This is a genomic window from Sanguibacter sp. Z41_6, from assembly GCF_059621145.1.
In genome coordinates this window covers 182,386-204,411 of sequence record NZ_JCAQIF010000001.1, presented here as the reverse complement: position 1 = coordinate 204,411, position 22,026 = coordinate 182,386, and the positions used below count along the sequence as shown (strand labels likewise).

Sequence of the window (22,026 nt, the reverse complement as noted above, 5' to 3'; positions counted from 1 at the left end):
GAGTCAACTGCGCCCGCGGCGCCGTGCGAACAGGGGTGTTGGTACCCGAGACGATGTAAACGACGTTCGTTAACGTGCCGCTCGGCGGTAGAGTCGATGCTCGTGACGAGCACACCTCCTGACCCCGCCGAGCAGGCCCGCATCGAGTCGGTCGCCGAGCACGCCAGGGTCCGCCGAGCGCCGCGGTACCGCTCCTTCTTCCTCGTCGGGGCGATCGTGGGGATCGTGCTCGGCGTGGTCGTCGCGCTCGTCGTCTCGGATCCCGGGATGGTCAACCGGTGGGTCTACTTCATCGTCTCGATCGCCGGCACGACCCTCGTGACGACGCTTCTCGCGGGCCTCGCGGCGATCGCCGCGGACCGCCGCAGCAGCCGCTGACGGACCGCGGGCGGGTGGCCCGCCGGTGAGCGTCGGTCGGCGCGGACTGTCCTGACATGCCCGGGAGGCCTGTGGGAGACTTGTGCTGTGGCCCCCCGTGGAGATGGACTTCTCAATCATGACCTCATGCCCGGTGAGAAGGGACCGCAGGACGCGTGCGGCGTCTTCGGTGTCTGGGCACCTGGCGAAGAGGTAGCGAAGCTTGCCTACTTCGGTCTGTACGCGCTCCAGCACCGCGGCCAGGAGTCAGCGGGGATCGCGACGAGCAACGGCGAGCAGATCCTCGTCTACAAGGACATGGGACTCGTCTCCCAGGTGTTCGACGAGACCGCGCTCAACGCGCTCACCGGACACATGGCCGTGGGTCACTGCCGCTACTCCACGACCGGTGGGGTGACGTGGGAGAACGCCCAGCCCACCCTCGGTGCGACCGCGTCCGGCACGGTGGCCCTCGGCCACAACGGGAACCTCGTCAACAGCGCGGAGCTCGTCGAGCTCGTCGCCGAGCGCTACGGTGCCCAGCGCCGCGGTGAGCTCGCCCGGGGCAACACCACCGACACCGCGCTCGTCACCGCCCTGTTCGCGGGCGACCCGGACCACACGCTCGAGCAGACCGCGCTCGAGGTGCTGCCGCGTCTGCGCGGCGCCTTCAGCCTCGTGTTCATGGACGAGGGCACGCTCTACGCGGCGCGTGACCCGCAGGGCGTGCGCCCCCTCGTCCTCGGCCGGCTGGCTCGCGGCTGGGTCGTGGCGAGCGAGACGCCTGCGCTCGACATCGTCGGAGCGAGCTTCGTCCGGGAGATCGAGCCGGGCGAGCTCATCGCGATCGACGAGGACGGCCTGCGGTCCCAGAAGTTCGCCGAGCCCGCCAGGTCGGGCTGCGTCTTCGAGTACGTGTACCTCGCTCGTCCGGACACGACGATCAAGGGCCGCTCCGTCCACGCCGCCCGGGTCGAGATGGGTCGCCAGCTCGCCCGTGAGCACCCCGTCGAGGCCGACCTCGTCATCCCCGTCCCGGAGTCCGGGACCCCTGCAGCCGTCGGGTTCGCCCAGGAGTCCGGCATCCCGTTCGGCCAGGGCCTCACGAAGAACGCCTACGTGGGCCGGACCTTCATCCAGCCCTCGGACACGCTGCGCCAGCTCGGCATCCGGCTCAAGCTCAACCCGCTGCGCGAGGTCATCAAGGGCAAGCGCCTCGTCGTCGTCGACGACTCGATCGTCCGCGGGAACACCCAGCGGGCGCTCGTCCGGATGCTCCGGGAGGCGGGTGCGGCGGAGATCCACATCCGCATCAGCGCGCCGCCCGTCACGTGGCCCTGCTTCTACGGCATCGACTTCGCGTCCCGTGCCGAGCTCATCGCCAACGGCCTCAGCGCCGACGAGATCGGGCAGTCGTTGGGGGCCGACTCGTTGGGCTACATCTCCCACGACGGCATGATCGCCGCCACGGAGCAACCGGCGTCGCAGCTGTGCAGCGCGTGCTTCACCGGCAGGTACCCGATCGCGCTGCCCGACTCGGAGCAGCTCGGCAAGCACCTCCTCGAGCAGGCGGAGCTCCCTCTCGGCGCACCCGAGGACGGGCTGCGGTCCCTCTCGGTCGGTGCTGGCGGGTCGACCGCCCTCGCGCATCCCTGATCGATCCCCCTCCCTCGCGGCGCGCCCCGTGCGCGACCCCGGCGGGTCCCGCCCGGACGCGCCATGTCCCCCCTCCTCGTCCTCACATCTGGAGTCACTCGTGTCTGAAGGCCTCACCTACGCCGCTGCCGGCGTGGACACCGCTGCCGGCGACCGCGCCGTCGAGCTCATGAAGGCCGCGGTCGCCCGGACGCACGGTCCCGACGTCCTCGGCGGGGTCGGCGGCTTCGCCGGACTGTTCGACGTGAGCATGCTCAAGTCCTACGACCGTCCTCTGCTCGCCTCGTCCACCGACGGTGTCGGCACGAAGGTCGCGATCGCCCAGGCGCTCGACATCCACGACACCATCGGCTTCGACCTCGTCGGGATGGTCGTCGACGACATCGTCGTGTGCGGTGCGCAGCCGCTCGTCATGACGGACTACATCGCGACGGGCAAGGTCGTGCCCGAGCGCGTCGCCGACATCGTGCGGGGCATCGCAGCCGCGTGCGAGGTTGCCGGCACCGCCCTCGTGGGTGGCGAGACGGCCGAGCACCCCGGCCTCCTCCGCGAGGACGAGTACGACGTCGCGGGTGCGGCTGTGGGGGTCGTGGAGGCCGCGGACCTGCTCGGTCCCGACAAGGTGCGCGAGGGTGACGTCGTGCTCGCCATGGGCTCCTCGGGGCTGCACTCCAACGGGTACTCGCTGGTCCGTGCCGTCGTGAAGCACGCCGGCTGGGCCCTGGACCGCGACGTGCCCGAGTTCGGGCGCACGCTCGGCGAGGAGCTGCTCGAGCCGACCCGCGTCTACGCGAGCGACTGCCTCGCGCTCGCCCGGGACACCGCGGCGCAGGTCCACGCGTTCTCGCACGTCACGGGTGGTGGGCTGGCGGCCAACCTCGCGAGGGTGCTGCCTGTCGGGCTCAGCGCGCAGGTCGACCGCGGGTCGTGGGCCGTGCCCGCCGTCTTCGACGTCGTCCGCGGGTTGGGGCAGGTGCCGTGGTCAGACCTCGAGAACACGCTCAACCTCGGTGTGGGGATGATCGCGGTCGTCGGTGCCGAGGGTGCCGATGCTGCGCTCGCGCGGCTCGCGGCGCTGGGTCTGCCGGCCTGGGTCCTGGGGACGGTCACGGCGGACGACGGCACCCGGGGCGCCGACATCGTCCGGGGGTCCAAGGGAGTCGACGGCGGGGCCGTCCGGATGGTCGGCAGCTACCGGGTCTGAGTCCTGGCACCACGAACTGGCCGCCCTGCGCAGGTGCGCGGGGCGGCCAGTTCAGAGGTGTGAGGAAGGGGTAACCCGGTCAACGCTCGTCGGAGCGGTCCGCGTAGCGGTCCCAGTCCTCTGCGTCGTCGGAGACACTCACCGCGCGGCGAGGCTCCGTAGCTACATCGGTTCGGCTGTGACCGGTCAGCTCTTGTTCGAGCGCCTTGTAGTTCGTCTCGGGGCTGAAGTACTTCAGCTCCCGGGCGACCTTGGTCTGCTTTGCCTTCTGACGGCCGCGGCCCATGGCTCCGACCCCCTCAACGTAGAAGCGGGGCGGCAACGTGCTCAGACGTGCGGCCCCGGGGTAAGTTTCGTCTGTTCGTGGGTCAACGGTACATGCTGCCAGCGCCCCCGGACCACCTCTTGGTGGAGGGCAGGGGCGATCTGGTCCTCTTTCGTGATGTGATCTCGGTCTCCACCACGAGTTCTGCACCGTTTTCACCCTCTTCCTCACCCCCCACGTGAGGCGCACGAATCGCCCTTAGTGGGATAGTGGATGAATATGCAACCACCTGTCGCACGCTCCGACACCCCCCGGAGCCAGGTGGCTGCAAGGAATGAGGTCCCCCTATGTCGATCAACCGTGGAGAACCGGAAGTGCTGCTGACCCCCGCCGAGGTGGCGAGCCTCTTCCGTGTCGACCCGAAGACCGTGACCCGATGGGCGAAGGCCGGCAAGCTCTCGTCCATCCGCACCCTCGGTGGCCACCGCCGCTACCGTGAGGCCGAGGTCAAGGGTCTCCTCGCCAACTCCGGCGTGGTCGTCGTCGAGGACGAGCTGAGCGCACGCCGGGGCGCGTGACACGACGTCAAGAGAGGGGCCGTCCCGTTGGGGACGGCCCCTCTCTGCTGCGCGACGAGCGTCAGCGCCGTCGCGCGACCTTGATGACGATCACCGCGACCACGACGACGACGCCTGCGGCGGCGCCGAGGAGGACCTTGACGTTCCGTGCGCGGTTGGACGCCACCGGCAGTCCGTTCCCGCCCAGGAGCGCCCCGGTGTCCTCCACCGCGAGCCGGGTGGCTTGAGCCGCGTCGTCCGCGAGTGCCTTCGGGGCGAGCCGGTTCGTCAGCTCGTCCACCGTCGCTGCGAGGTCCGCACGGGCCCGCAGGACCTCCGCGCTGAGCTCGGCCTCGTCCGCGCTCATGACTGAGCCCCTTCCTTCACCGCGGTGACATCGTCCTTGACGCTCGTGATCGTCCGCGTGGGTGTCGGGGGTATGCCTCGCTTGAGAGTCTTCACGCCGATCAGCCCGAGCACGCCGGCGATGACGAACAGGACGAGAGCGACGACAAGAGCGGCGAGCCACAGTGGCATGACCTCGTCGAGGCCGGTCATCGCAGCGTGCAGGGCGAACCCGAGGCCGTAGAGGCTGAGCACCGCGGCGGCGCCTGCCAGCGCGATGCCGACGCCTGCGTGCTTGGCCTTCACGGCGAGCTCGGCCTTCGCCGACGCGATCTCCGCGCGCACGAGTCGTTTCGTCTGCTCGGTCAGCTGCTCGATGAGCGCGCTGATGGAGGGTCGTGGTGAACCGGGCGCAGCTCGCCCGTCGTCCTTCATGGTGGTCATCCGGCACCCGCCTTTCACGGTTGACGCTATCTCAACTCAACCGGTCCCGCGGTGTGCCCGCAACCGCGGACGTATGCCGGTCGTGCGGGGTCGGGCAGACGGTGCCGTGCAGACACAAAAGAACCCCTGGTTGCCCAGGGGTTCATGTGTGGCTCCGACCGGCGTCGATCCGGTGACCTTTCGATTTTCAGTCGAACGCTCTACCAACTGAGCTACAGAGCCTTGACACGAACGCCCGGCCGATGGAACTGACCGGGCGTTCATGATCAAGCGACCCCGACGGGACTTGAACCCGCGACCTCCGCCGTGACAGGGCGGCGCGCTAACCAACTGCGCTACGGGGCCTTGAGGCACTACGTGTGTTTCAAGGATCGTGCTGTACTGCTCTCGCTTCCGAGGCTGACCTCTTGGCGAACCTGGAAGATCGTACCGTACATCTGCGGACTCTCTGACATCCGGTGCCTGAACGCTGCACCCTCAGAGTACCCGTACCCCCAACGGGATTCGAACCCGTGCTACCGCCGTGAAAGGGCGGCGTCCTAGGCCGCTAAACGATGGGGGCCTGGTCGAGGACGGACGAACATGTCGAGAGTCGACGACCTCGCACAGCATAGGGCGCCCGATCCCCCCGGCGCAAAAAGACGGGCGCAGCGCGGGCGGCGGCACGGGTGACGCGGCCCGGACCTGTCCTGCGCGACGCCCCACCCGCGCCGGGTGGGAGAGGATGGCTGGATGGTCGAGATGTCGCGTGAAGAGTTCGAAGGCGCCGTCAGCGATGGTCTGGACCTCGTCCCACCGGACCTCGCGGCCCAGATGGACAACGTCGTCGTGCTGGTCGAGGACGACGCACCCGAGGACGAGCCAGGCCTGCTCGGGCTCTACGAGGGGGTCCCGCTCACCGAGCGGGACTTCGGCTGGGCGTCCGGCTCGCTCCCTGACCGCATCACGATCTTCCGGAACCCCACGCTCGCCGTGTGCGAGACGCGGGAGGAGGTCGTCGAGGAGGTCGCCATCACCGTGGTCCACGAGATCGCCCACCACTTCGGCATCGACGACGACCGCCTCCACGAGCTCGGCTGGGGATGAGGTCGGAGTGCTTCGGTGCCCGACGAGGGGGTGGGGGCGGCAGGCCGTGGCCGGTAGCCTGCTGACATGACGATTCTGGTGACGGGCGGGGCGGGGTACATCGGGGCGCACGTGGTGCGTCTGCTGCAGCAGCGTGGCGACACGGTCGTCGTCGTGGACGACCTCAGCACCGGGCGGGCGGACCGCATCGGCGACGCAGCGCTCGTCGAGCTCGACGTCGCGAGCGCCGGGGCCCGTGAGGTTCTCGCCGCGGCCATGCAGGAGCACGACGTCGACGCCGTCATCCACTTCGCGGGACGCAAGCAGGTGGGCGAGTCCGTCGCCCGTCCCACGTACTACTACGAGCAGAACGTCGGCGGGATGACCAACCTCCTCGGGGCCATGGAGGACGCTGGTGTCGACCGTCTCGTCTTCTCGTCCTCGGCGGCCACCTACGGCATGCCGTCGGTGTCGGTCGTCGAGGAGAAGCTCCACGCCGAGCCGATCAACCCCTACGGCGAGACGAAGCTCGTCGGGGAGTGGCTCGGCCGTGCGGCCACGCGCGCCTGGGGGCTGCGGTTCGTGGCGCTGCGCTACTTCAACGTCGCCGGCTCCGGCTGGGACGACCTCGGTGACCCCGCGGTGCTCAACCTCGTGCCGATGGTCCTCGACCGGATCGCCCGCGGCGAGTCCCCGAAGATCTTCGGGGACGACTACCCCACGCCCGACGGCACGTGCATCCGGGACTACATCCACGTCCTCGACCTCGCGCACGCCCACCTGTCGGCGCTCGACCACCTCGCGTCGAACGAGGCGCGTCCCTTCGACGTCTTCAACGTCGGCACGGGTGAGGGGTCGTCCGTCAAGGAGGTCATCGACGGGCTCGCCGCCGTGAGCGGGCTGACGATCACCCCCGAGGTCCTCGATCGCCGTCCCGGTGACCCGCCGCACCTCGTGGGGAGCCCGGCCCGCATCAACACCGTCCTGGGCTGGCACGCCCGCGCCGGCCTGCCGGAGATCCTCCGCTCCGCCTGGGACGCCTGGCAGGCGGGTCCCCGCCGCATCGACGTCTGAGACGTCCGTGCTCGAGCGCTCCGGCGTGCCGCACCCGGGCCCGCTCCTGCGTGACGACCAGTCGGGGCTGGTGTTGCCGGTCCCGTGGGGTTGGTCGGTCGTCGACGACGTCGGCGGGGTGACGTGCGAGGCCCCCGGCGCGCAGGCGGACGCGACCGGACGCGTCGTCGGCTCGCAGATCCGCATCGAGGCGCTCGGCGGCACCGACGCGCTCGTGCCCCGGTACGCACCGCCAGCGGCGTCCGCCCAGCGACCTGACCCCGGGCGCCCGCCGGACCGGATGGCGGTCGAGCGTGCGGTCCGCGGGATCGTCGAGGACGCGTTCGCCGCGGACCACCGGGCATGCCTCGTCGACCGACGTCCGTGGCCCCTGAGGTCGCGCGACGGACGCTACGTCGAAGGCGTCCGGGTCGACGTCGCGCAGCACGACATGACGACGCCGCTCATCGTGAGCACCGTCGTCGTCGAGGCCTCGGGCGGTCCCGCCCGGGTCACGGCGTCGGTGCCCGTCGCGCACCAGCGGACCGTCCTGACGGCGGTCGAGCACGCGTTGGCCTCGATCGAGGTGCCGGGGGGCGCGGTGCGGCCCGACGAGGCACACCCCGACGAGGCACACCCCGCCGATGGGCGCCCTGACCCGATCCCGGGCCGGTACGTGCCACCCGTGGACCAGCTCACCTCGGCCGAGCTCGAGGTGTTCGTCACGGGATCTCACAAGATCGTCCCGCGCTGGCGCCCCGGGCCCGTGCGCGCCGGTCTGCTCACGCCCGACGGCGTGGCGACACCGCTCGGCGACTACGTCCGACGCGCGGTCGGGCGTCCGGACGCCCGGGTGCACCTCGAGCTCGCCGGTCCTCCCGGCACGGACGGCGCGCGGTCGACGTTCGGGATGCTCATGGACCGCCGCGACCACCACGTCGTGATCCGCGCGGACCTCGGCGTCACGGTGGACGTGCACGGGACGCTCGGCCGCACCGTGCGGTCCGCGGTGGAGACCTTCGAGGTCGTCGACGTCGCCGCCGCACCGGCGCGGGCAGCGGCGTGGCTCGGTGCAGGCCCTGCCGGGCCCGGGGCCGACGGCGCGCTGCCCGCGGGCTGGACGGCCGTCGTCACGTCGGCCGTCGCGGACCGCGTCGGGGCGCGACCGCAGGTCACCGCCGTGCCGCTGGGCCCTCCGGGCCAACCCTGGCACGACTGGCTGCGCCTGGTCGACGCGTTGGGCTGACCACGGTGGCACGCCTGGGCCCGCCGGGCCCGGTGCCGGCTCAGCGCGGCCTCGCCGAGCATGGCGACGGGGAGTTCTCACCACCATTTTGCGCGAGATTCGACCGCCTTACGGCAGGTCTCTCGCGTTATAGTCAAGCCGTCGCCCTCTGGGTGACGGACCATCGAAACGGCGGGGGCACAAAACCCCGTCCCGAGCGTATGGAGTACTCGTGGGAGTCAGTCTTAGCAAGGGCGGAAACGTCTCGCTCACCAAGGAGGCGCCCGGCCTCACCGCCGTGACGGTCGGCCTGGGATGGGATGTCCGCACGACGACGGGTGTCGACTTCGACCTCGACGCGAGCGCGATCCTTCTCGGCGCCAGCGGCAAGGTCCTCACGGACGGCCACTTCGTCTTCTTCAACAACCTCACCAGCGCGGACGGCTCCGTCGAGCACACCGGTGACAACCTCACCGGTGAGGGCGACGGCGACGACGAGCAGATCAAGGTCAACCTCGCAGCCGTCCCGGCCGAGGTCCAGCGGATCGTGTTCCCCGTGTCGATCTACGACGCGGCTGCCCGCTCCCAGAACTTCGGCCAGGTGTCCAACGCGTTCATCCGCGTCATGAACCAGGCCGGCGGCGTCGAGCTCGCGCGCTACGACCTCAGCGAGGACGCCTCCACCGAGACGGCCATGGTCTTCGGTGAGCTGTACCGCAACGGTGCGGAGTGGAAGTTCCGCGCCGTGGGTCAGGGCTACGCAGAGGGTCTCGCGGGCATCGCCCGCGACTTCGGCGTCAGCGTCTGATCGTTCACCTGCATCACCTGCATCACCTGCATCACTGCTGACACACATCTCCACAGCACGACGGGCGGCCCGGGGTCTTCGACCGTGGGCCGCCCGAGTGATGTCACCCTAGACAAGGACACGCATGTTCCTGCGCACCTTCGGCTGGTCATTCGTCGTGACGATCGCGGCACTGATCACTGCTTTCTTCTACGGAGGCTGGGAAGCCTTCGTCCTGTGCGTCATCCTCGGAATCCTCGAGGTCTCGCTCTCGTTCGACAATGCGGTCGTCAACGCGAAGATCCTCCAGCGGATGTCTGACTTCTGGCAGAAGATCTTCCTCACCATCGGCATCCTCATCGCCGTGTTCGGCATGCGTCTTGTCTTCCCGCTCGTCATCGTCAGCGTCACCGCGGACCTCGGCCCGGTCGAGGCTCTCCAGCTCGCGATGGAGAAGGGGGACCCCGACACCCCGGGCACCTACGGGTACGCGCTCGCCGAGGCGCACCCGCAGATCGCGGCGTTCGGCGGGATGTTCCTGCTCATGCTGTTCCTCGACTTCATCTTCGAGAAGCGCGAGATCACGTGGCTGTCCTGGCTCGAGAGGCCGCTCGCGAAGGTCGGCAAGCTCGAGAACGTCTCGGTCGTCACCGCCACGGTCCTCCTGCTCCTCGCCGCCGAGCTGCTCGCCGACGATCCCCATGTCGTGCTCCTCGCGGGCGTCCTCGGCATGGTCACCTACCTCGCGGTCAACGGCCTCGGAAACCTCTTCACCGTCCCCGGGGACGACGAGGAGGACGACAGCGTGAGCGCCACCGTCGTGGAGAAGGTGACCCACTCCGGGCCGTCCACCCTCGCGAAGGCGACCGGCAAGGCTGGGTTCTTCCTCTTCCTGTACCTCGAGGTGCTCGACGCGTCCTTCTCGTTCGACGGCGTCATCGGCGCGTTCGCGATCACCCCGGACCCCGTGATCATCGCGCTCGGCCTCGGGTTCATCGGTGCCATGTTCGTCCGGTCCATCACGATCTTCTTCGTCAAGAAGGGCACCCTCTCGGAGTACGTGTTCCTCGAGCACGGCGCGCACTGGGCGATCGGTGCCCTCGCGGCGATCCTGCTCGTCTCGATCAAGGTGCACATCGACGAGATCATCACGGGTCTTCTCGGTGTCGTCTTCATCGGGGCGTCGTTCGTGTCCTCCCTGCGGTACCGGAAGAAGCACGGCACGGGTGCTGACGCATCGGAGACCACGCCCGGCGGGACCGCCGAGACGCGGGACGCGCCCGTCCCCTGATCGTTTCCACCCCCACCCGAGCGGCCCGCAGAAGCCGGGCCGCACCGAAAGGACGCATGCATGTCAGTGAACTTGTCCAAGGGTCAGAAGGTCTCCCTCGCGAAGCCCAGCGGCGGGACCCTCACGCGGGTCCGCATGGGCCTCGGGTGGGACGCGGTGAAGAAGCGCGGCTTCTTCGGCAAGCGCGAGCAGGAGATCGACCTGGACGCGTCCGGGCTCCTCTTCGACGCGGCGGGCCGGCTCGTCGACCAGGTGTGGTTCAACCAGCTGCAGAGCGTCGACGGGTCCGTCATGCACACCGGTGACAACCGCACGGGTGCGGGCGACGGGGACGACGAGTCGATCATCGTCGACCTCACGCGGGTGCCCGCGACGGTGACGACGCTCGTGTTCACGGTGAACTCGTTCACCGGTCAGGACTTCACGCAGATCGAGAGCGCGTTCTGCCGCCTCGTCGACGAGGCGTCCAACACCGAGCTCGCACGGTACGACCTCTCGGGGTCGGGGACGCACAACGCCCAGATCATGGCGAAGGTGACCCGTGAGGGAGACGGATGGGCCATGACGGCGATCGGTGCCTCGGCGACGGGCCGCACCTTCGACCAGCTCCTTCCGTCCGTGCGCCCACACCTCTAGGGGGCGCTGCAACGACGACGACGGCCCGTCGCCGCACCCCCTGGGGTCGCGGCGGCGGGCCGTCGTCGTCGATCGCGCTGGGTCGATCGCGCTGGCGCGGGGCGCTGCCCCTCAGGCTCCGGCGCGCAGGAACTGACCGGCCGTGCCGAGCATCGCCTTGACGGTCTTGCCGTCCTGGAACTCGCCCAGGCCCTCCATCTCCCACACGTCGCCCGCGCCACGCCGCAGCACGCACATGAACACGCCGGTCGCAGCCTTGGAGTCCGTGAGGTCGAACCGGACGAGCTCGGCGCCGTTCGTCGAGTCGACGAGCCGGCAGTAGGCGTTCTTCACGTCCGTGAACCTGTGCCCCGCGAACGAGTTGATGGTGAAGACGACGGCCGCGACCTGGGCGGGCAGCTTCATGAGGTCGACGAGGATGACCTCGTCGTCGCCGTCGCCGGCTCCCGTGAGGTTGTCGCCCATGTGCTGGACGGCGCCCTTGCACGCCTTCTTGCTCATGAACCACGCCTTGTCGATGTCCTTGCCGGAGGCGTCGAGAACGATCGCGGAGGCGTCGAGGTCGATGTTGCCGCGACCCGTCGCCGGGTCCCAGCCCAGGCCGAGCTGGACGCGGGTGAGGGCCGGGGCCCCCGTCTTCGCGAGGCTCACACGCTGGCGCTTCTGCAGGCTCACGCGGCCCTTGTCGAGGTTGACGGGCGCCGACGCGGGTGGTGGCACGGAGCCGAACGAGGGCGCGGTCGGCGGCGGCGCGTACCCGGGAATGGGCGCCGGTGCCGGGGTCGCGCCGAAGGCGGGCGCGGGGGTGCCGTACGTCGGTGCGGGAGAACCGTAGGCGGGAGCGCTGGGCGCGGGTGTCCGGTCCGGGCGGGTGTACGCGGGCGGGGCAGCGGGGGCTGCGGCCGGCGCTGCGACCGGCGGTGCGGCCGGGGTCCGGTCCGGCCGGGTGTAGGACGGCGCGACAGCGGGCTGTGCGGGAGGCGTCCGATCGGGACGGGTGTAGGACGGCGGGCGCAGCGACGCGGCGTCGGCCGGAACCGAGGGGGCCGGGGGCGCCGCGGCAGGCTGCGCGGGCGCCGGCTCGTCGTCGACGCTGATGCCGAAGTCGGTGGCGAGGCCGGCGAGCCCCGAGGCGTACCCCTGGCCGACGGCCCGGAACTTCCACTGGCCGTTGCGGCGGTAGATCTCGCCCGAGAGGAACGCGGTCTCGGTCGTGGCATCGGTGACGTCGAACCGGGCGACCAGCGTGCCCGAGTCGAGATCCGTGAGGACGAGGTAGAGACCGGGGACAGCACCGAAGGTGCCGCCGTCGGCCGATGCGCCGAGGATGATCCGCTCGACGTCCGGCTCGACGCGTGAGAGGTCGACCTCCAGGGCGTCGTGCACGGAGCCGCCCACGGGCTGCTTCGGCGTCTTGCGGACCGCCCCCGACGCGTGCTGCGGCTGGTTGAAGAAGACGAAGTCGTCGTCGGACCGCACCTTCCCCGTGCCGAGGAGGAGGAGCGCGGACGCGTCGACGTCCGGCGTACCGGGGCCCGTGGTCCAGACGAGCTCGGCGCGGAGGCGGGTGGCGGACAGCGGGATGTTCATCCCCTTGGTCATCTGCGTCATGGCCCCATAGTTCCAGAGGAGTCCGACACATCCACCCCGGCGACGCGTCAGGCGGGCAGCTGCCACTCCTGGCGCAGCCTGCCGAACACCTCGTGGAACTCCGGGAAGGTCTTGCGGACGCAGCCCGGGTCGTCGAGCTCGAGCCCGTCGGCGCGCAGCCCGGCGACGGAGAAGCTCATGGCGATGCGGTGGTCGCCGTAGCAGTCGATGACGGCGGGGCGGGTGTCGCCGGGCCAGATCTCGATCCAGTCGCGTCCGGTCTCGACCCGCACGCCCATCGCCCGCAGGTTCGTCGCGCACGCCTCGAGGCGGTCGCACTCCTTCACCCGCGTGTTGTAGACGTCCTCGATGCGCGTGGGGCCGTCGGCGAACGGCGCGATCGCGGCGAGCGTCGGCATCGTGTCGGAGATGTCACGCATGTTCACGGTCACGCCGCGCAGGACGTCGGTGCCCGTCACCGTCGTGCTGTCCGGGCCGACGGTGACGTCCGCGCCCATCGACGCGAGGACGTCGACGAACGCGAGGTCCCCCTGCATCGCTCCTGCGCCCAGGCCGGGGACGGTGACCGTGTGCCCGGTGATCGCCGCCGCGGCGAACACGTAGCTGGCCGTCGAGGCGTCCGGCTCGATGTCGTACGTGCGGGCCACCGGCACCTGCGGGTCCACCCGGTACGAGCCGTGGCCGCGCGTCGCCCCGACGCCGAACGCGGCCATCATCGTGAGCGTCATGTCGACGTAGGGCTGCGAGACGAGGTCCGTCACCGCCACGTCGAGACCGTCGGCCATCGCGGGTGCGGCGAGCAGCAGCGCGGTGAGGAACTGGGAGGACACCGAGCCGTCGATCTCGAGGTGCGCCGAGGGGATGCCGTCGGCCACCACGGTCATCGGCAGGTGCCCGTCCGCCTCCTCGTACGTCACGCCGACGCCGAGCGACCGCAACGCCTCGCCCAGCGGGCCGACCGGTCGCCGACGCATCTGGGGGGACGCGTCGAACCGGTACCGCCCATGCCCGACGGCGGCCAGCGCGGGCAGGAACCGCGCTGCGGTCCCGGCGTCGCGGCAGTAGACGTCCGCGGTCGGCGCCGGGGGCCCCCCGGGGTGCCCCACGATCGTCCACGCGTCGTCACCGAGCGTCACGTCGTACCCGAGCGAGCGCAGTCCGTCGACGAACGCCTCCGTGTCGTCCGAGCGCAGCGGGCGACGCAGCACGGACGTCCCGGCCGCGCTCGCGGCGAGGAAGAGGGCACGTGCCGTCACGGACTTCGAGCCCGGGATCTCGACCGTCGTCACAGGGTCCACCTCACGTCGTCGGGCCGCGGACAGGGATGCCGCGGCAGGTCGCCATCGTATCGAGGGTGCGTCGGCGCACCCCGGTCGTTCCTGGCGCAGCTGACCGCTCGCCGGGGTGGGCACCTCTCCCCGGCGTGAGGTGTTCCGGGGCGAGCAGGCGTCAGTTATCGTGACAGCGCGCCCGACCTCGAGCGCCCGGGGTCTCGACACCTCCCCGTCGATCACCAGACAGGGCACCATGCGCCACTTCGACTACCTCAGCCCGGCCGAGACGGACCACCTCTTCTTCCGGCCGCCGACCCCGTTCACGGTCGACAGCCCGCCGGAGATGCTCGCGGTCGCCCTCGGCGCGACCCTCTACAGCCCGGCGACCCGCCCCACGCTCGCGCAGGACATCGCGAAGCGCGCCGCCCTCGGCGTCATCTCCGTGGTCGTGTGCCTCGAGGACTCCATCGCGGACGACGAGGTGCCGGACGCGGAGCGCAACGTCGTCGAGCAGCTGCGGGAGTACGCGCTGTCGGGCCCCGTGGGTCCGCTCGTGTTCGTGCGCGTCCGGGCGGTCTACCAGATCGCGCTCGTCGCCGAGGGGCTCGGTGAGCACGTCTCGGTGCTCGCGGGGTTCGTCATCCCCAAGTTCCTCGAGGACACCGGCGTCGAGTACCTCGAGGCGGTCCAGTCCGTGAGCGAGCGTGCCGGACGGCGCATGTACGCGATGCCCGTGCTCGAGTCCCCGGCGCTCGTGTTCCGCGAGAGCCGGGTGTCCGAGCTCAGCGGCGTGCAGCGTGTCCTGGAGAAGTACCGCGACTCGATCCTCGCCGTGCGGATCGGCGCGACCGACCTGTGCTCCGCCTTCGGGCTGCGCCGCACGCGGGAGCTGACGATCTACCACGTGCACGTCATCGCGGACCTCGTCGCTGACATCGTCAACATCCTCGGCCGGGCCGACGGCTCCGGGTTCGTCATCTCCGGGCCCGTGTGGGAGTACTTCGCGCAGCACGAGCGCATCTTCAAGCCCCAGCTGCGGGAGACACCGTTCATCGAGCAGGACGAGCGGACGCTGCGCATGCGGATGATCGACGCGGACCTCGACGGGCTCATCCGTGAGGTCGTCCTCGACCAGGCGAACGGACTCACCGGCAAGACCGTCATCCACCCGTCCCACGTCGTGGCGGTGCACGCGATGTCCGTCGTGTCGCACGAGGAGTACGTGGACGCGCTCGCAGTCCTCGACACGGCTGGTGGTGGGGCCCGGGCGTCGGCGTACCGCAACAAGATGAACGAGAGCAAGCCGCACCGGGCATGGGCGGAACGGGTCCTGCTGCGGGCAGAGGTCTTCGGCGTGTACCGCGAGGACACGGGCTACGTCGACGTCCTCAGCGCGAGCCCCCTCCCGTGACGGGGACACGCACCGCCGCCCCGTGGGCGGGGACGTGGGTCACGGAGCGTCTCGGGGTCCGTCTGGGCACCGCGGAGTCGGCCGTCGGCATCGAGCTCGACGAGCTCGTCGGGCTCGCCGTGCGGCGCAACCCCCGTCGCGCCCACCTGCTCGTCTCCACGGTCCTCGGCAAGCACGTGCCGACGGACCCGCGGATCGTGGACGCGGCGGGCGCCCTCCTCGGCCACCTCGCCGCGGACGCCCTCGCGGGCTCGACGGCGGCAGCCGGGGCTGCACGTGCCGCGGACGTCGCGGGGCTCCTGCGGGACGCCCTCGCCGGGCGCGACGACGCCATCGAGCGTCTCGGGGCGTCCCTCGAGACCGTCGCCGACGCCGCGCCCCCCGTACCGTCGGGTGCCGTCGTCATCGGGTACGCGGAGACCGCGACGGCGCTCGGGCACTGCGTGGGCCGGGTGCTGGGCCTGCCCTCGTTGCACTCCACCCGCCGGGCGGTCGCCGGGGTGACCCCCGCCGCCGGGTTCGCCGAGGAGCACTCGCACGCCACGGAGCACCTCGTGCTGCCCGACGACCCGCGCATGCTCGCCGAGGCGGACGTCGTCGTGCTCGTCGACGACGAGATCTCCACGGGGCGCACCGCGCTCAACACGGTCGCCGCGCTGCACGCCGACCAGCCGCGCAGCCGCTACGTCGTCGCGGCGCTCATCGACCTGCGGTCGATCGCCGACCAGGAGCGGTTCGCGACCGTCGCCCGGGACCTCGGGACGCGGATCGACGTCGTCGCGCTGGCCTCCGGTGCGATCGACCTGCCCTCCGACGTCCTCGCGCGGGCGGAGCGCGTCCTGGCGGCCGTCCCGGCGGCGGCAGAGGGCGCGCGGGTCCGGGCTGCGGCCCCGGTCCGCCGGGTGACCGGGTGGCCCCCGGGGGTGCGTGACGGCGGACGTCACGGGTTCCACCCGCACGACGAGGTCCGGCTCGCGGAGGCCGCCGACGCGGTGGCCCGGGAGCTCGCCGACGGGCTCGTCGGCGATCGTGCGCTCGTGCTCGGGTTCGAGGAGCTCATGTACGCGCCGCTGCGCGTGGGCGTGGCGCTCGCCCAGGGGTCCGCCGCGACGGTGCGGTACTCGACGACGACACGGTCGCCGGTGCTGGCCGTCGACGACGCCGGCTACGCCATCCGCTCGACCCTGGCGTTCCCCGCGCACGACGACCCGTCCGACGGCCCCGGGCCGCGCTACGCGCACAACGTGGACCCCGGCGGTGACACGTCCCGCCGGTTCACGGATATCGTCGTCGTCATCGACTCGCCCGCTGACACGGCCGGACTGGCCGCCCCGGGCGGACTGCTCGACGCCGTCGCCGGGTGCTGCGACCAGGTCCACCTCGTCGTCGTCCCCGCGTACCACCCTGCCGCGCACCACCCTGAGGAACTCCCACTGTGACCCTGCACACCGAGACCGCCGCTCCTGCGGTCGCCACGTCGCCCCGACCCGGGGAGACACCGCTCCCGACGCCGCTCCACGGTCCAGCGTTCGGCTCGTACGCCCCGCACGAGGTCGCATGGCTGCTCAGCGACCTGTCCGGCGTCGAGCTCGAGGCGCCCACGGAGGAGCGCGAGGAGGCCATCCAGTCCGGCGGCGCCCACTACGCCGAGTCGCTGCCCGTCGAGTACCAGCCGACCACCGAGTACCAGGAGCTCTTCCACGCTGCCCTGCGCACGTCCGCCGGGCGCCTCGCGCACGCCGTCGGGGTCCTCACCGAGCTCGTCCTCGCCGAGCGCGGCGAGCGGGCGGTGCTCGTGTCCCTCGCACGTGCAGGGACACCCGTCGGGGTCCTCATGAAGCGGTGGGCGAGCTACGCGCACGGTCTCACGCTCCCGCACTACGCGGTGAGCATCGTGCGGGGACGGGGCATCGACCAGGTCGCCCTCGAGTACCTCGCCGCGCACCACGACCCCGCGGACGTCGTGTTCGTCGACGGCTGGACCGGCAAGGGAGCGATCGCGCGTGAGCTGCGCGTCGCCGTGGAGCAGGCCAACGTCGCGCTGGGCCTCACGGAGCGACCGGCCGACGCCGACGACAACGTCCCCGGACCGTTCGACCCCGACCTCGCGGTGCTCGCGGACCCCGGGCACTGCGTGCGCCTCTTCGGCACCCGGGACGACTACCTCATCCCCTCGGCGTGCCTGAACTCGACGGTCTCGGGGCTCGTGTCGCGGACCGTGCTCAACGACGATCTCATCCGCCCGGGGATGTACCACGGTGCGAAGTTCTACTCCGAGCTCCGCGGAGCGGACGTGTCGGGGGAGTTCCTCGACGTCGTCAGTGCCCGGTTCGGGAGCGTCGCGCAGGCCGTGAGCACGACGGTCGCGGAGCGTCGTGCCCAGGCGGAACCGGAGGTCACCTGGGCGGGCTGGTCCGCCGTCGAGGCGATCAGCGAGGAGTACGGGCTGGGTGACGTCAACCTCGTCAAGCCTGGCGTGGGGGAGACGTCCCGCGTCCTGCTGCGCCGGGTGCCATGGAAGATCCTCGTCCGGACGGGCTCCGGCGCGGACCTCGGTCATGTGCGCCTCCTCGCCGAGCAGCGCGGGGTCGAGGTCGTCGAGGTCGACGACCTTCCCTACTCCTGCGTCGGCCTCATCCACCCCCGCTTCACCCGCGGAGCCACGGGTGCCGACGGGACGGCGGCGCAGTGAGCGCGGACGACGTCGACGTCGCGCGGATCGCGGACCTCTCGGCTCCCGTCGTCGCGGCGTGCGACCTCGACAGGACGCTCATCTACTCCGGCAAGGCCGCGCGGATCGGCCTGACCGACGGCGCTGATCCGCGGGCGCTGCTGCGCGACCTGGCGTGCGTCGAGATCTACGACAGCAAGACCCTCTCGTACGTCACGCAGGCGGCCCTGCGGACGATCGAGTCGCTCACCACGCTGGGCGTGCTCGTCCCGGCGACGACGCGGACGCGCGCGCAGTACCGACGGATCACCCTCCCGGGCCCGCAGGTGCCGTACGCGATCACGGCCAACGGCGGGTTCATCCTCGTCGACGGCGTCGCGGACCGGGCGTGGTCGGAGCACGTCCGTGGGGTGCTGGCGGAGTCCTCGCACCCGTTCGACGAGGTCGAGGGATACATGCAGGGCGTGTTCAAGCCCGAGTGGACGAAGAAGCTCCGCAGCGCGGAGGGCCTCTTCTGCTACGCGGTCGTGCAGCGTGACGCGATGCCGGCCGGATTCGTCGACGACGTCGCGGGCTGGGCGCGCGCGCACGGGTGGCACGCCTCGTTGCAGGGCCGCAAGCTCTACCTCGTGCCGCAGGAGCTCCGCAAGGGCGCGGCCGTGGCCGAGGTGGCGCGGCGGGTCGGCGCCGGGACGGTCCTGGCGGCGGGTGACTCCCTGCTCGACGCGGAGATGCTCGAGGGGGCCACGGCCGCGATCCGACCGGCCCACGGCGAGCTGCACGACGTCGGGTGGTCGTCGCCGAACCTCACGGTCACGGCCGCTGCCGGGGCGGCCGCCGGCGAGGAGATCGCCGAGTGGCTGCTCGCGGCCGCCCAGGGGCGCGCGACCCGCTGACGCGGGCCGCGCGCGCGGGTCAGGCTCCGGCGTGCTGCCCGATCGCCTCGGTGCTGCCGCCGCCCACCGTCCGGTTGCCCCCGGTGTGGGCGACCTCGATGCGGCGGGGCTTCGACTGCTCGCTCACCGGGATGGACAGCGAGAGCACGCCGTCGTTGTACGCGGCGTCGATCTTGTCGAGCGCGAGGCCCTCGCCGACCGTGAGCTGACGTGCGTAGGTGCCTGCGGGCCGCTCGCGGACGAGCCACTGCGCGTCGCCGTCGGACGGGGCGTTCCGCTCGGCGCGGATGGTCAGTGTGCGGTCCTCGACGGAGACGTCGATGGAGTCCGGCTCGACCCCGGGGAGATCGACGTTGAGCGTGTAGTGGTCCCCGGATCGCAGCAGGTCCATCGGCATCGCGGCGGCGTTGCGCGTGCCGCTGACGACGGAGCCGAGCAGGCGGTCCATCTCGTGGAAGGGGTCCCAACGTGTAGCCATGAGTGCTTACCTCCTGGACAACGGCTCCGGACTCTCCGGAGCGCAACCGTGCCGACCGCGAGCCATGCCCGTTTCAGGCCGTATGTCCGTTCTAGCACGCGCGGACAGCGCATGCTCGGCGAGGTCGTGCTCCCGTCGGTGTCCATCACTGGCGCCCGCTGAGTCCGGACACGGGGCCGCCCCGTCTCGTCCGCACAGGACGTGGCGGGGCGGTCGAGCGCAGGGGAGCTCTCGCTCCTCCTGTCCCCGGAGGTTCCTAGGCGTCCACGGTCTGCGCGGACTCGATCGCCTCGGGTGAGCCGGCGGCGCCGACGGGGCTCGACCCGGCGTGCGTGACCTCGATGCGGCGCGGCTTCGACTGCTCGCTCACGGGGATGGTCAGGGCGAGCACGCCGTCCTGGTAGGTGGCGGCGATCTCGTCGAGAGCCAGGCCCTCGCCCACCGTGAGCTGACGGGCGAAGGTGCCGGACGGGCGCTCGCGGACGAGCCACTGCGCGTCGCTGTGGGAGCGGGGGGTGCGTTCGGCGCGGATCGTCAGGGTGCGGTGCTCCACCGAGACGTCGATGGACCCGGGGTCCACGCCCGGCAGGTCGACGGTGAGCACATAGTGGTCGCCGGAGCGGAAGAGGTCCATCGGCAGCGGGGCAGCGTTGCGCGCGCCACTGACGACCGAGCCCAGCAGGCGGTCCATCTCCTGGAAGGGGTCCCAACGTGTAGCCATCGCCCATCACCTCCTTGACGACGACCCCGGACCGTCCGGGGCCTCTGCGCGACCCGGCCCGCCTGGGGCGGCCGGTGCGGCTACGGGACATTTTTTTAGCACTCGCGCACGGCGAGTGCCAACCGGACGTGTTCGCCGTGAGCGAACGGCGGACACCGCGCTGGGCCTGCCGCAACGCGGTTCCGGGCGGTGCATCGCCGCTGGTCACAACATGTTCTTCACCCGATCGTCATGACATCCCCCAGCGCGGCGCCTAGCGTGGACGCATGCCCGAAGCCGACGTCCCTGACGCGACCAACGTGCTCCTGACAGTTCTCAGCGTCCTCGGCGCAGTCGTCGTGGCCTTCGTCCTCGGAACCGTCATCTCCGTGCTCACCCGACGCCTCGCGAGCCGGAGCTGGATGGCCGAGGACCTGTCCCGGCGGATGCGCAGACCCCTGCGAGCGGTGCTCATGGTCGTCGCCGTGTGGATCGCGGTCCGGCTCGTGACGGCTCCCTCGCAGGGCTGGCTCCCCTTCGCGGAGCACCTGCTGCTCATCGCCTTCATCATCGTCGGCGCGTGGTTCGTCGGAGCGCTCGCCTTCGTCATCGAGGACGGCGCCCTGCTCCGGTTCCGCACCGACGTCGCGGACAACCGGCACGCGCGACGCGTGCGCACGCAGATCACCGTGGTCCGGCGCGTCACCGTGGCCGTCATCGTCCTGTGCGCGCTCGCGGGGGTGCTCCTGACCTTCCCCTCGGCGCGGGCGGCAGGCGCGAGCCTCCTCGCCTCCGCCGGTGTCGTGTCGATCGTCGCCGGTCTCGCCGCCCAGTCGACCCTGGGGAACGTGTTCGCGGGGATGCAGATCGCCTTCACGGACGCGATCCGCGTGGACGACGTCGTCGTGCTCGAGGGAGAGTGGGGGCGGATCGAGGAGATCACCATGACGTACGTCGTGGTGCACATCTGGGACGACCGACGCCTCATCCTCCCGTGCACGTACTTCACGACGACACCGTTCCAGAACTGGACGCGCCGGGCGGCCGACCTCCTCGGCACGGTGGAGATCGACCTCGACTGGGACGTGCCCGTGGAGGCCATGCGCGCCGAGCTCACCCGGCTGCTCGCGGCGACCGACCTCTGGGACAAGCGCGTGGGCATCCTGCAGATCACCGACGCCGTGGGTGGGTTCGTCCGGGTGCGCGCGATGGCCAGCGCCGTCGACGCCGGGACGCTGTTCGACCTGCGCTGCTATCTCCGTGAGGGCCTCGTGACGTGGCTGCAGCGCTCCGCCCCCCAGGGCGTCCCGCGGGTGCGGGTCACCGAGGGGGCGCCCGAGATCCCCGAGCCGCCGCCCGGGGCCGTCCCGCCCGAGGCCGCCCCGGCCGGACACGCCGCCCCCGCGCCCCCGGCCGCCGAGCAGCCGCGTCTGCCGGCGCGGATCCCGGTACGGGTCGCTCGACCGGGCGTACGGATGCGGTTGGCCGAGCCCACCCGGGGCGTCCATCCCGCCGACGGCGACCCGCGCGGCGGGCTCGGTGACGTCGCCGAGACGCAGGTGCTCAGCGCGGCGGAGGCCGCAGCCGGCGGACTGTTCACCGGGAGCCCGGCTGCGCGCGAGCGTCTCAAGGCGTTCTCCGGGCCGGGGCGCGACGTCATCGACGAGCGGGAGAAGACCGCACGGATCGCGCGCATCTCCATCGACGCCGACGAGCCGGGGCGCCACGACGAGAGCTCGGACCCGGACGGCCCGACGGCGGTCGACCGCTCGTCCTGACCCTCCGGGCGCCGCGGCTCAGGGCAGGTGGCTGTGCTCCTCTGCCTCTTCCTGGGCCTCGAGGAGCGTGGGCCACAGCGCCCCGTCGGCCGTCAGGTCGGCCGGCGGCGGGGTGCACCGGAACTGCCACCGGTGGTGGTTCTTCGTCACCGTGTAGACGCGGTCGGCCGTGGATGCCGTCCACACCTCTGGCGCGGTCTCCTGCCACTGCATCATGGGAGCCTCCGGGCGGTCGTCGTGGGTGGTGGAGCCTCCGACGCTACCGGCGGTCGTCCCGGTCCGCCCGGGACGCGGCGCGCACCACCGCACCCCGGGCCCCGGT

At 71.4% G+C, this 22,026-nt stretch carries 23 protein-coding genes and 3 tRNA genes; 15 read left to right on the top strand and 11 right to left on the bottom strand.

From position 1 onward, the window contains the following. Window positions 1–102 precede the first annotated feature (102 nt). The 3 genes from AC54T1_RS00925 to purM all read left to right on the top strand — a co-directional run bounded on the left by AC54T1_RS00925 (window position 103) and on the right by purM (window position 3,217). Complete coding sequence (locus tag AC54T1_RS00925; protein WP_496910690.1) at window positions 103–378, top strand: hypothetical protein; 276 nt, start codon at window positions 103–105, stop codon at window positions 376–378. An 87-nt stretch (window positions 379–465) separates the two neighbouring features. Beyond that, entirely contained in the window at window positions 466–2,013 is a 1,548-nt protein-coding gene (purF, locus tag AC54T1_RS00920) for an amidophosphoribosyltransferase (protein ID WP_484343464.1), read from the top strand. Window positions 2,014–2,113: 100 nt separating this feature from the next. After that, on the top strand, window positions 2,114–3,217 hold the full coding sequence (purM, locus tag AC54T1_RS00915; RefSeq protein WP_496910689.1) for a phosphoribosylformylglycinamidine cyclo-ligase: 1,104 nt from the start codon (window positions 2,114–2,116) through the stop codon (window positions 3,215–3,217). A 79-nt stretch (window positions 3,218–3,296) separates the two neighbouring features. Here the strand turns inward: purM and AC54T1_RS00910 are convergent, their stop codons facing one another. Beyond that, on the bottom strand, window positions 3,297–3,503 hold the full coding sequence (locus tag AC54T1_RS00910) for a DUF3073 domain-containing protein (RefSeq protein ID WP_484343462.1): 207 nt from the start codon (window positions 3,501–3,503) through the stop codon (window positions 3,297–3,299). Window positions 3,504–3,829: 326 nt separating this feature from the next. On the opposite strand from AC54T1_RS00910, the gene AC54T1_RS00905 reads away from it, so the two are divergent. Next, complete coding sequence (locus tag AC54T1_RS00905) at window positions 3,830–4,060, top strand: BldC family transcriptional regulator (protein ID WP_484343461.1); 231 nt, start codon at window positions 3,830–3,832, stop codon at window positions 4,058–4,060. Between the two features lie 61 nt (window positions 4,061–4,121). Here the strand turns inward: AC54T1_RS00905 and AC54T1_RS00900 are convergent, their stop codons facing one another. From AC54T1_RS00900 to AC54T1_RS00880, 5 genes are all read right to left on the bottom strand, one after another. Further along, on the bottom strand, window positions 4,122–4,406 hold the full coding sequence (locus tag AC54T1_RS00900; RefSeq protein WP_496910688.1) for a DUF3618 domain-containing protein: 285 nt from the start codon (window positions 4,404–4,406) through the stop codon (window positions 4,122–4,124). Further along, the gene (locus tag AC54T1_RS00895; RefSeq protein ID WP_496910687.1) at window positions 4,403–4,828 is read right to left on the bottom strand and encodes a phage holin family protein; all 426 of its coding nucleotides are present in this window, start codon (window positions 4,826–4,828) and stop codon (window positions 4,403–4,405) included. Before AC54T1_RS00895 ends, AC54T1_RS00900 begins: the two co-directional genes overlap by 4 nt. Window positions 4,829–4,977: 149 nt before the next feature. Continuing rightward, window positions 4,978–5,050, bottom strand: a tRNA-Phe gene (locus AC54T1_RS00890). 49 nt (window positions 5,051–5,099) lie between these two features. Then, a tRNA-Asp gene (locus AC54T1_RS00885) sits at window positions 5,100–5,173 on the bottom strand. A 144-nt stretch (window positions 5,174–5,317) separates the two neighbouring features. Next, a tRNA-Glu gene (locus tag AC54T1_RS00880) sits at window positions 5,318–5,390 on the bottom strand. Window positions 5,391–5,560: 170 nt separating this feature from the next. Between AC54T1_RS00880 and AC54T1_RS00875 the strand changes: the two genes are divergently transcribed. The 6 genes from AC54T1_RS00875 to AC54T1_RS00850 all read left to right on the top strand — a co-directional run bounded on the left by AC54T1_RS00875 (window position 5,561) and on the right by AC54T1_RS00850 (window position 10,885). Then, window positions 5,561–5,914, top strand: a complete 354-nt coding sequence (locus AC54T1_RS00875) for a metallopeptidase family protein (protein ID WP_484343458.1) — start codon at window positions 5,561–5,563, stop codon at window positions 5,912–5,914. Between the two features lie 66 nt (window positions 5,915–5,980). Beyond that, the gene (gene galE, locus AC54T1_RS00870) at window positions 5,981–6,967 is read left to right on the top strand and encodes a UDP-glucose 4-epimerase GalE (protein WP_496910686.1); all 987 of its coding nucleotides are present in this window, start codon (window positions 5,981–5,983) and stop codon (window positions 6,965–6,967) included. A gap of 7 nt (window positions 6,968–6,974) precedes the next feature. Next, window positions 6,975–8,192: a hypothetical protein gene (locus AC54T1_RS00865; protein WP_496910685.1), complete on the top strand. Its 1,218-nt coding sequence runs from the start codon at window positions 6,975–6,977 to the stop codon at window positions 8,190–8,192. A gap of 211 nt (window positions 8,193–8,403) precedes the next feature. Further along, a complete protein-coding gene (locus tag AC54T1_RS00860) occupies window positions 8,404–8,979 on the top strand; it encodes a TerD family protein (RefSeq protein WP_484343455.1) in 576 nt (191 codons plus the stop codon). Between the two features lie 124 nt (window positions 8,980–9,103). Next, window positions 9,104–10,249, top strand: a complete 1,146-nt coding sequence (locus AC54T1_RS00855) for a DUF475 domain-containing protein (RefSeq protein ID WP_484343454.1) — start codon at window positions 9,104–9,106, stop codon at window positions 10,247–10,249. 60 nt (window positions 10,250–10,309) lie between these two features. Next, complete coding sequence (locus tag AC54T1_RS00850) at window positions 10,310–10,885, top strand: TerD family protein (protein ID WP_484343453.1); 576 nt, start codon at window positions 10,310–10,312, stop codon at window positions 10,883–10,885. Between the two features lie 111 nt (window positions 10,886–10,996). Here AC54T1_RS00850 and AC54T1_RS00845 read toward each other — a convergent pair whose 3' ends face one another. After that, entirely contained in the window at window positions 10,997–12,496 is a 1,500-nt protein-coding gene (locus tag AC54T1_RS00845; RefSeq protein WP_496910684.1) for a TerD family protein, read from the bottom strand. Window positions 12,497–12,543: 47 nt separating this feature from the next. Next, window positions 12,544–13,785, bottom strand: coding sequence for a 3-phosphoshikimate 1-carboxyvinyltransferase (aroA, locus tag AC54T1_RS00840; protein ID WP_496910683.1), 1,242 nt, complete (start codon window positions 13,783–13,785; stop codon window positions 12,544–12,546). Window positions 13,786–14,023: 238 nt separating this feature from the next. On the opposite strand from aroA, the gene AC54T1_RS00835 reads away from it, so the two are divergent. The 4 genes from AC54T1_RS00835 to AC54T1_RS00820 are packed head-to-tail and all read left to right on the top strand — an operon-like array spanning window position 14,024 to window position 18,748. Next, window positions 14,024–15,181, top strand: a complete 1,158-nt coding sequence (locus tag AC54T1_RS00835; RefSeq protein ID WP_484343450.1) for an HpcH/HpaI aldolase/citrate lyase family protein — start codon at window positions 14,024–14,026, stop codon at window positions 15,179–15,181. Next, a complete protein-coding gene (locus AC54T1_RS00830) occupies window positions 15,178–16,620 on the top strand; it encodes a phosphoribosyltransferase family protein (protein ID WP_496910682.1) in 1,443 nt (480 codons plus the stop codon). Before AC54T1_RS00835 ends, AC54T1_RS00830 begins: the two co-directional genes overlap by 4 nt. After that, entirely contained in the window at window positions 16,617–17,873 is a 1,257-nt protein-coding gene (locus AC54T1_RS00825) for a cysteine protease StiP family protein (RefSeq protein WP_496910681.1), read from the top strand. Before AC54T1_RS00830 ends, AC54T1_RS00825 begins: the two co-directional genes overlap by 4 nt. Further along, on the top strand, window positions 17,870–18,748 hold the full coding sequence (locus AC54T1_RS00820) for an HAD family hydrolase (RefSeq protein ID WP_496910680.1): 879 nt from the start codon (window positions 17,870–17,872) through the stop codon (window positions 18,746–18,748). Before AC54T1_RS00825 ends, AC54T1_RS00820 begins: the two co-directional genes overlap by 4 nt. Before the next feature lie 19 nt (window positions 18,749–18,767). Here the strand turns inward: AC54T1_RS00820 and AC54T1_RS00815 are convergent, their stop codons facing one another. Then, window positions 18,768–19,226 carry an Hsp20/alpha crystallin family protein gene (locus AC54T1_RS00815; protein ID WP_484343446.1) on the bottom strand — a complete coding sequence of 153 codons (459 nt, stop codon included), beginning with the start codon at window positions 19,224–19,226 and terminating at the stop codon, window positions 18,768–18,770. Between the two features lie 256 nt (window positions 19,227–19,482). Continuing rightward, window positions 19,483–19,947 (bottom strand): Hsp20/alpha crystallin family protein, encoded by a 465-nt coding sequence (locus AC54T1_RS00810; RefSeq protein WP_496910679.1) that lies wholly within the window; start codon window positions 19,945–19,947, stop codon window positions 19,483–19,485. A 266-nt stretch (window positions 19,948–20,213) separates the two neighbouring features. On the opposite strand from AC54T1_RS00810, the gene AC54T1_RS00805 reads away from it, so the two are divergent. Further along, complete coding sequence (locus tag AC54T1_RS00805) at window positions 20,214–21,704, top strand: mechanosensitive ion channel family protein (RefSeq protein WP_496910678.1); 1,491 nt, start codon at window positions 20,214–20,216, stop codon at window positions 21,702–21,704. Window positions 21,705–21,722: 18 nt separating this feature from the next. On the opposite strand, the gene AC54T1_RS00800 is transcribed toward AC54T1_RS00805, so the two are convergent. Continuing rightward, on the bottom strand, window positions 21,723–21,920 hold the full coding sequence (locus tag AC54T1_RS00800; protein WP_484343443.1) for a hypothetical protein: 198 nt from the start codon (window positions 21,918–21,920) through the stop codon (window positions 21,723–21,725). Window positions 21,921–22,026: the final 106 nt, after the last annotated feature.

Coding starts and splice junctions, on each gene's coding strand:
- AC54T1_RS00910 (WP_484343462.1), bottom strand. CDS start 3,503: ATGGGCCGCGGCCGTCAGAAGGCAAAGCAGACCAAGGTCGCCCGGGAG.
- AC54T1_RS00905 (WP_484343461.1), top strand. CDS start 3,830: ATGTCGATCAACCGTGGAGAACCGGAAGTGCTGCTGACCCCCGCCGAG.
- AC54T1_RS00900 (WP_496910688.1), bottom strand. CDS start 4,406: ATGAGCGCGGACGAGGCCGAGCTCAGCGCGGAGGTCCTGCGGGCCCGT.
- AC54T1_RS00895 (WP_496910687.1), bottom strand. CDS start 4,828: ATGACCACCATGAAGGACGACGGGCGAGCTGCGCCCGGTTCACCACGA.
- AC54T1_RS00875 (WP_484343458.1), top strand. CDS start 5,561: ATGGTCGAGATGTCGCGTGAAGAGTTCGAAGGCGCCGTCAGCGATGGT.
- galE (WP_496910686.1), top strand. CDS start 5,981: ATGACGATTCTGGTGACGGGCGGGGCGGGGTACATCGGGGCGCACGTG.
- AC54T1_RS00855 (WP_484343454.1), top strand. CDS start 9,104: ATGTTCCTGCGCACCTTCGGCTGGTCATTCGTCGTGACGATCGCGGCA.
- AC54T1_RS00850 (WP_484343453.1), top strand. CDS start 10,310: ATGTCAGTGAACTTGTCCAAGGGTCAGAAGGTCTCCCTCGCGAAGCCC.
- AC54T1_RS00845 (WP_496910684.1), bottom strand. CDS start 12,496: ATGACGCAGATGACCAAGGGGATGAACATCCCGCTGTCCGCCACCCGC.
- AC54T1_RS00835 (WP_484343450.1), top strand. CDS start 14,024: ATGCGCCACTTCGACTACCTCAGCCCGGCCGAGACGGACCACCTCTTC.
- AC54T1_RS00815 (WP_484343446.1), bottom strand. CDS start 19,226: ATGGCTACACGTTGGGACCCCTTCCACGAGATGGACCGCCTGCTCGGC.
- AC54T1_RS00810 (WP_496910679.1), bottom strand. CDS start 19,947: ATGGCTACACGTTGGGACCCCTTCCAGGAGATGGACCGCCTGCTGGGC.
- AC54T1_RS00805 (WP_496910678.1), top strand. CDS start 20,214: ATGCCCGAAGCCGACGTCCCTGACGCGACCAACGTGCTCCTGACAGTT.
- AC54T1_RS00800 (WP_484343443.1), bottom strand. CDS start 21,920: ATGATGCAGTGGCAGGAGACCGCGCCAGAGGTGTGGACGGCATCCACG.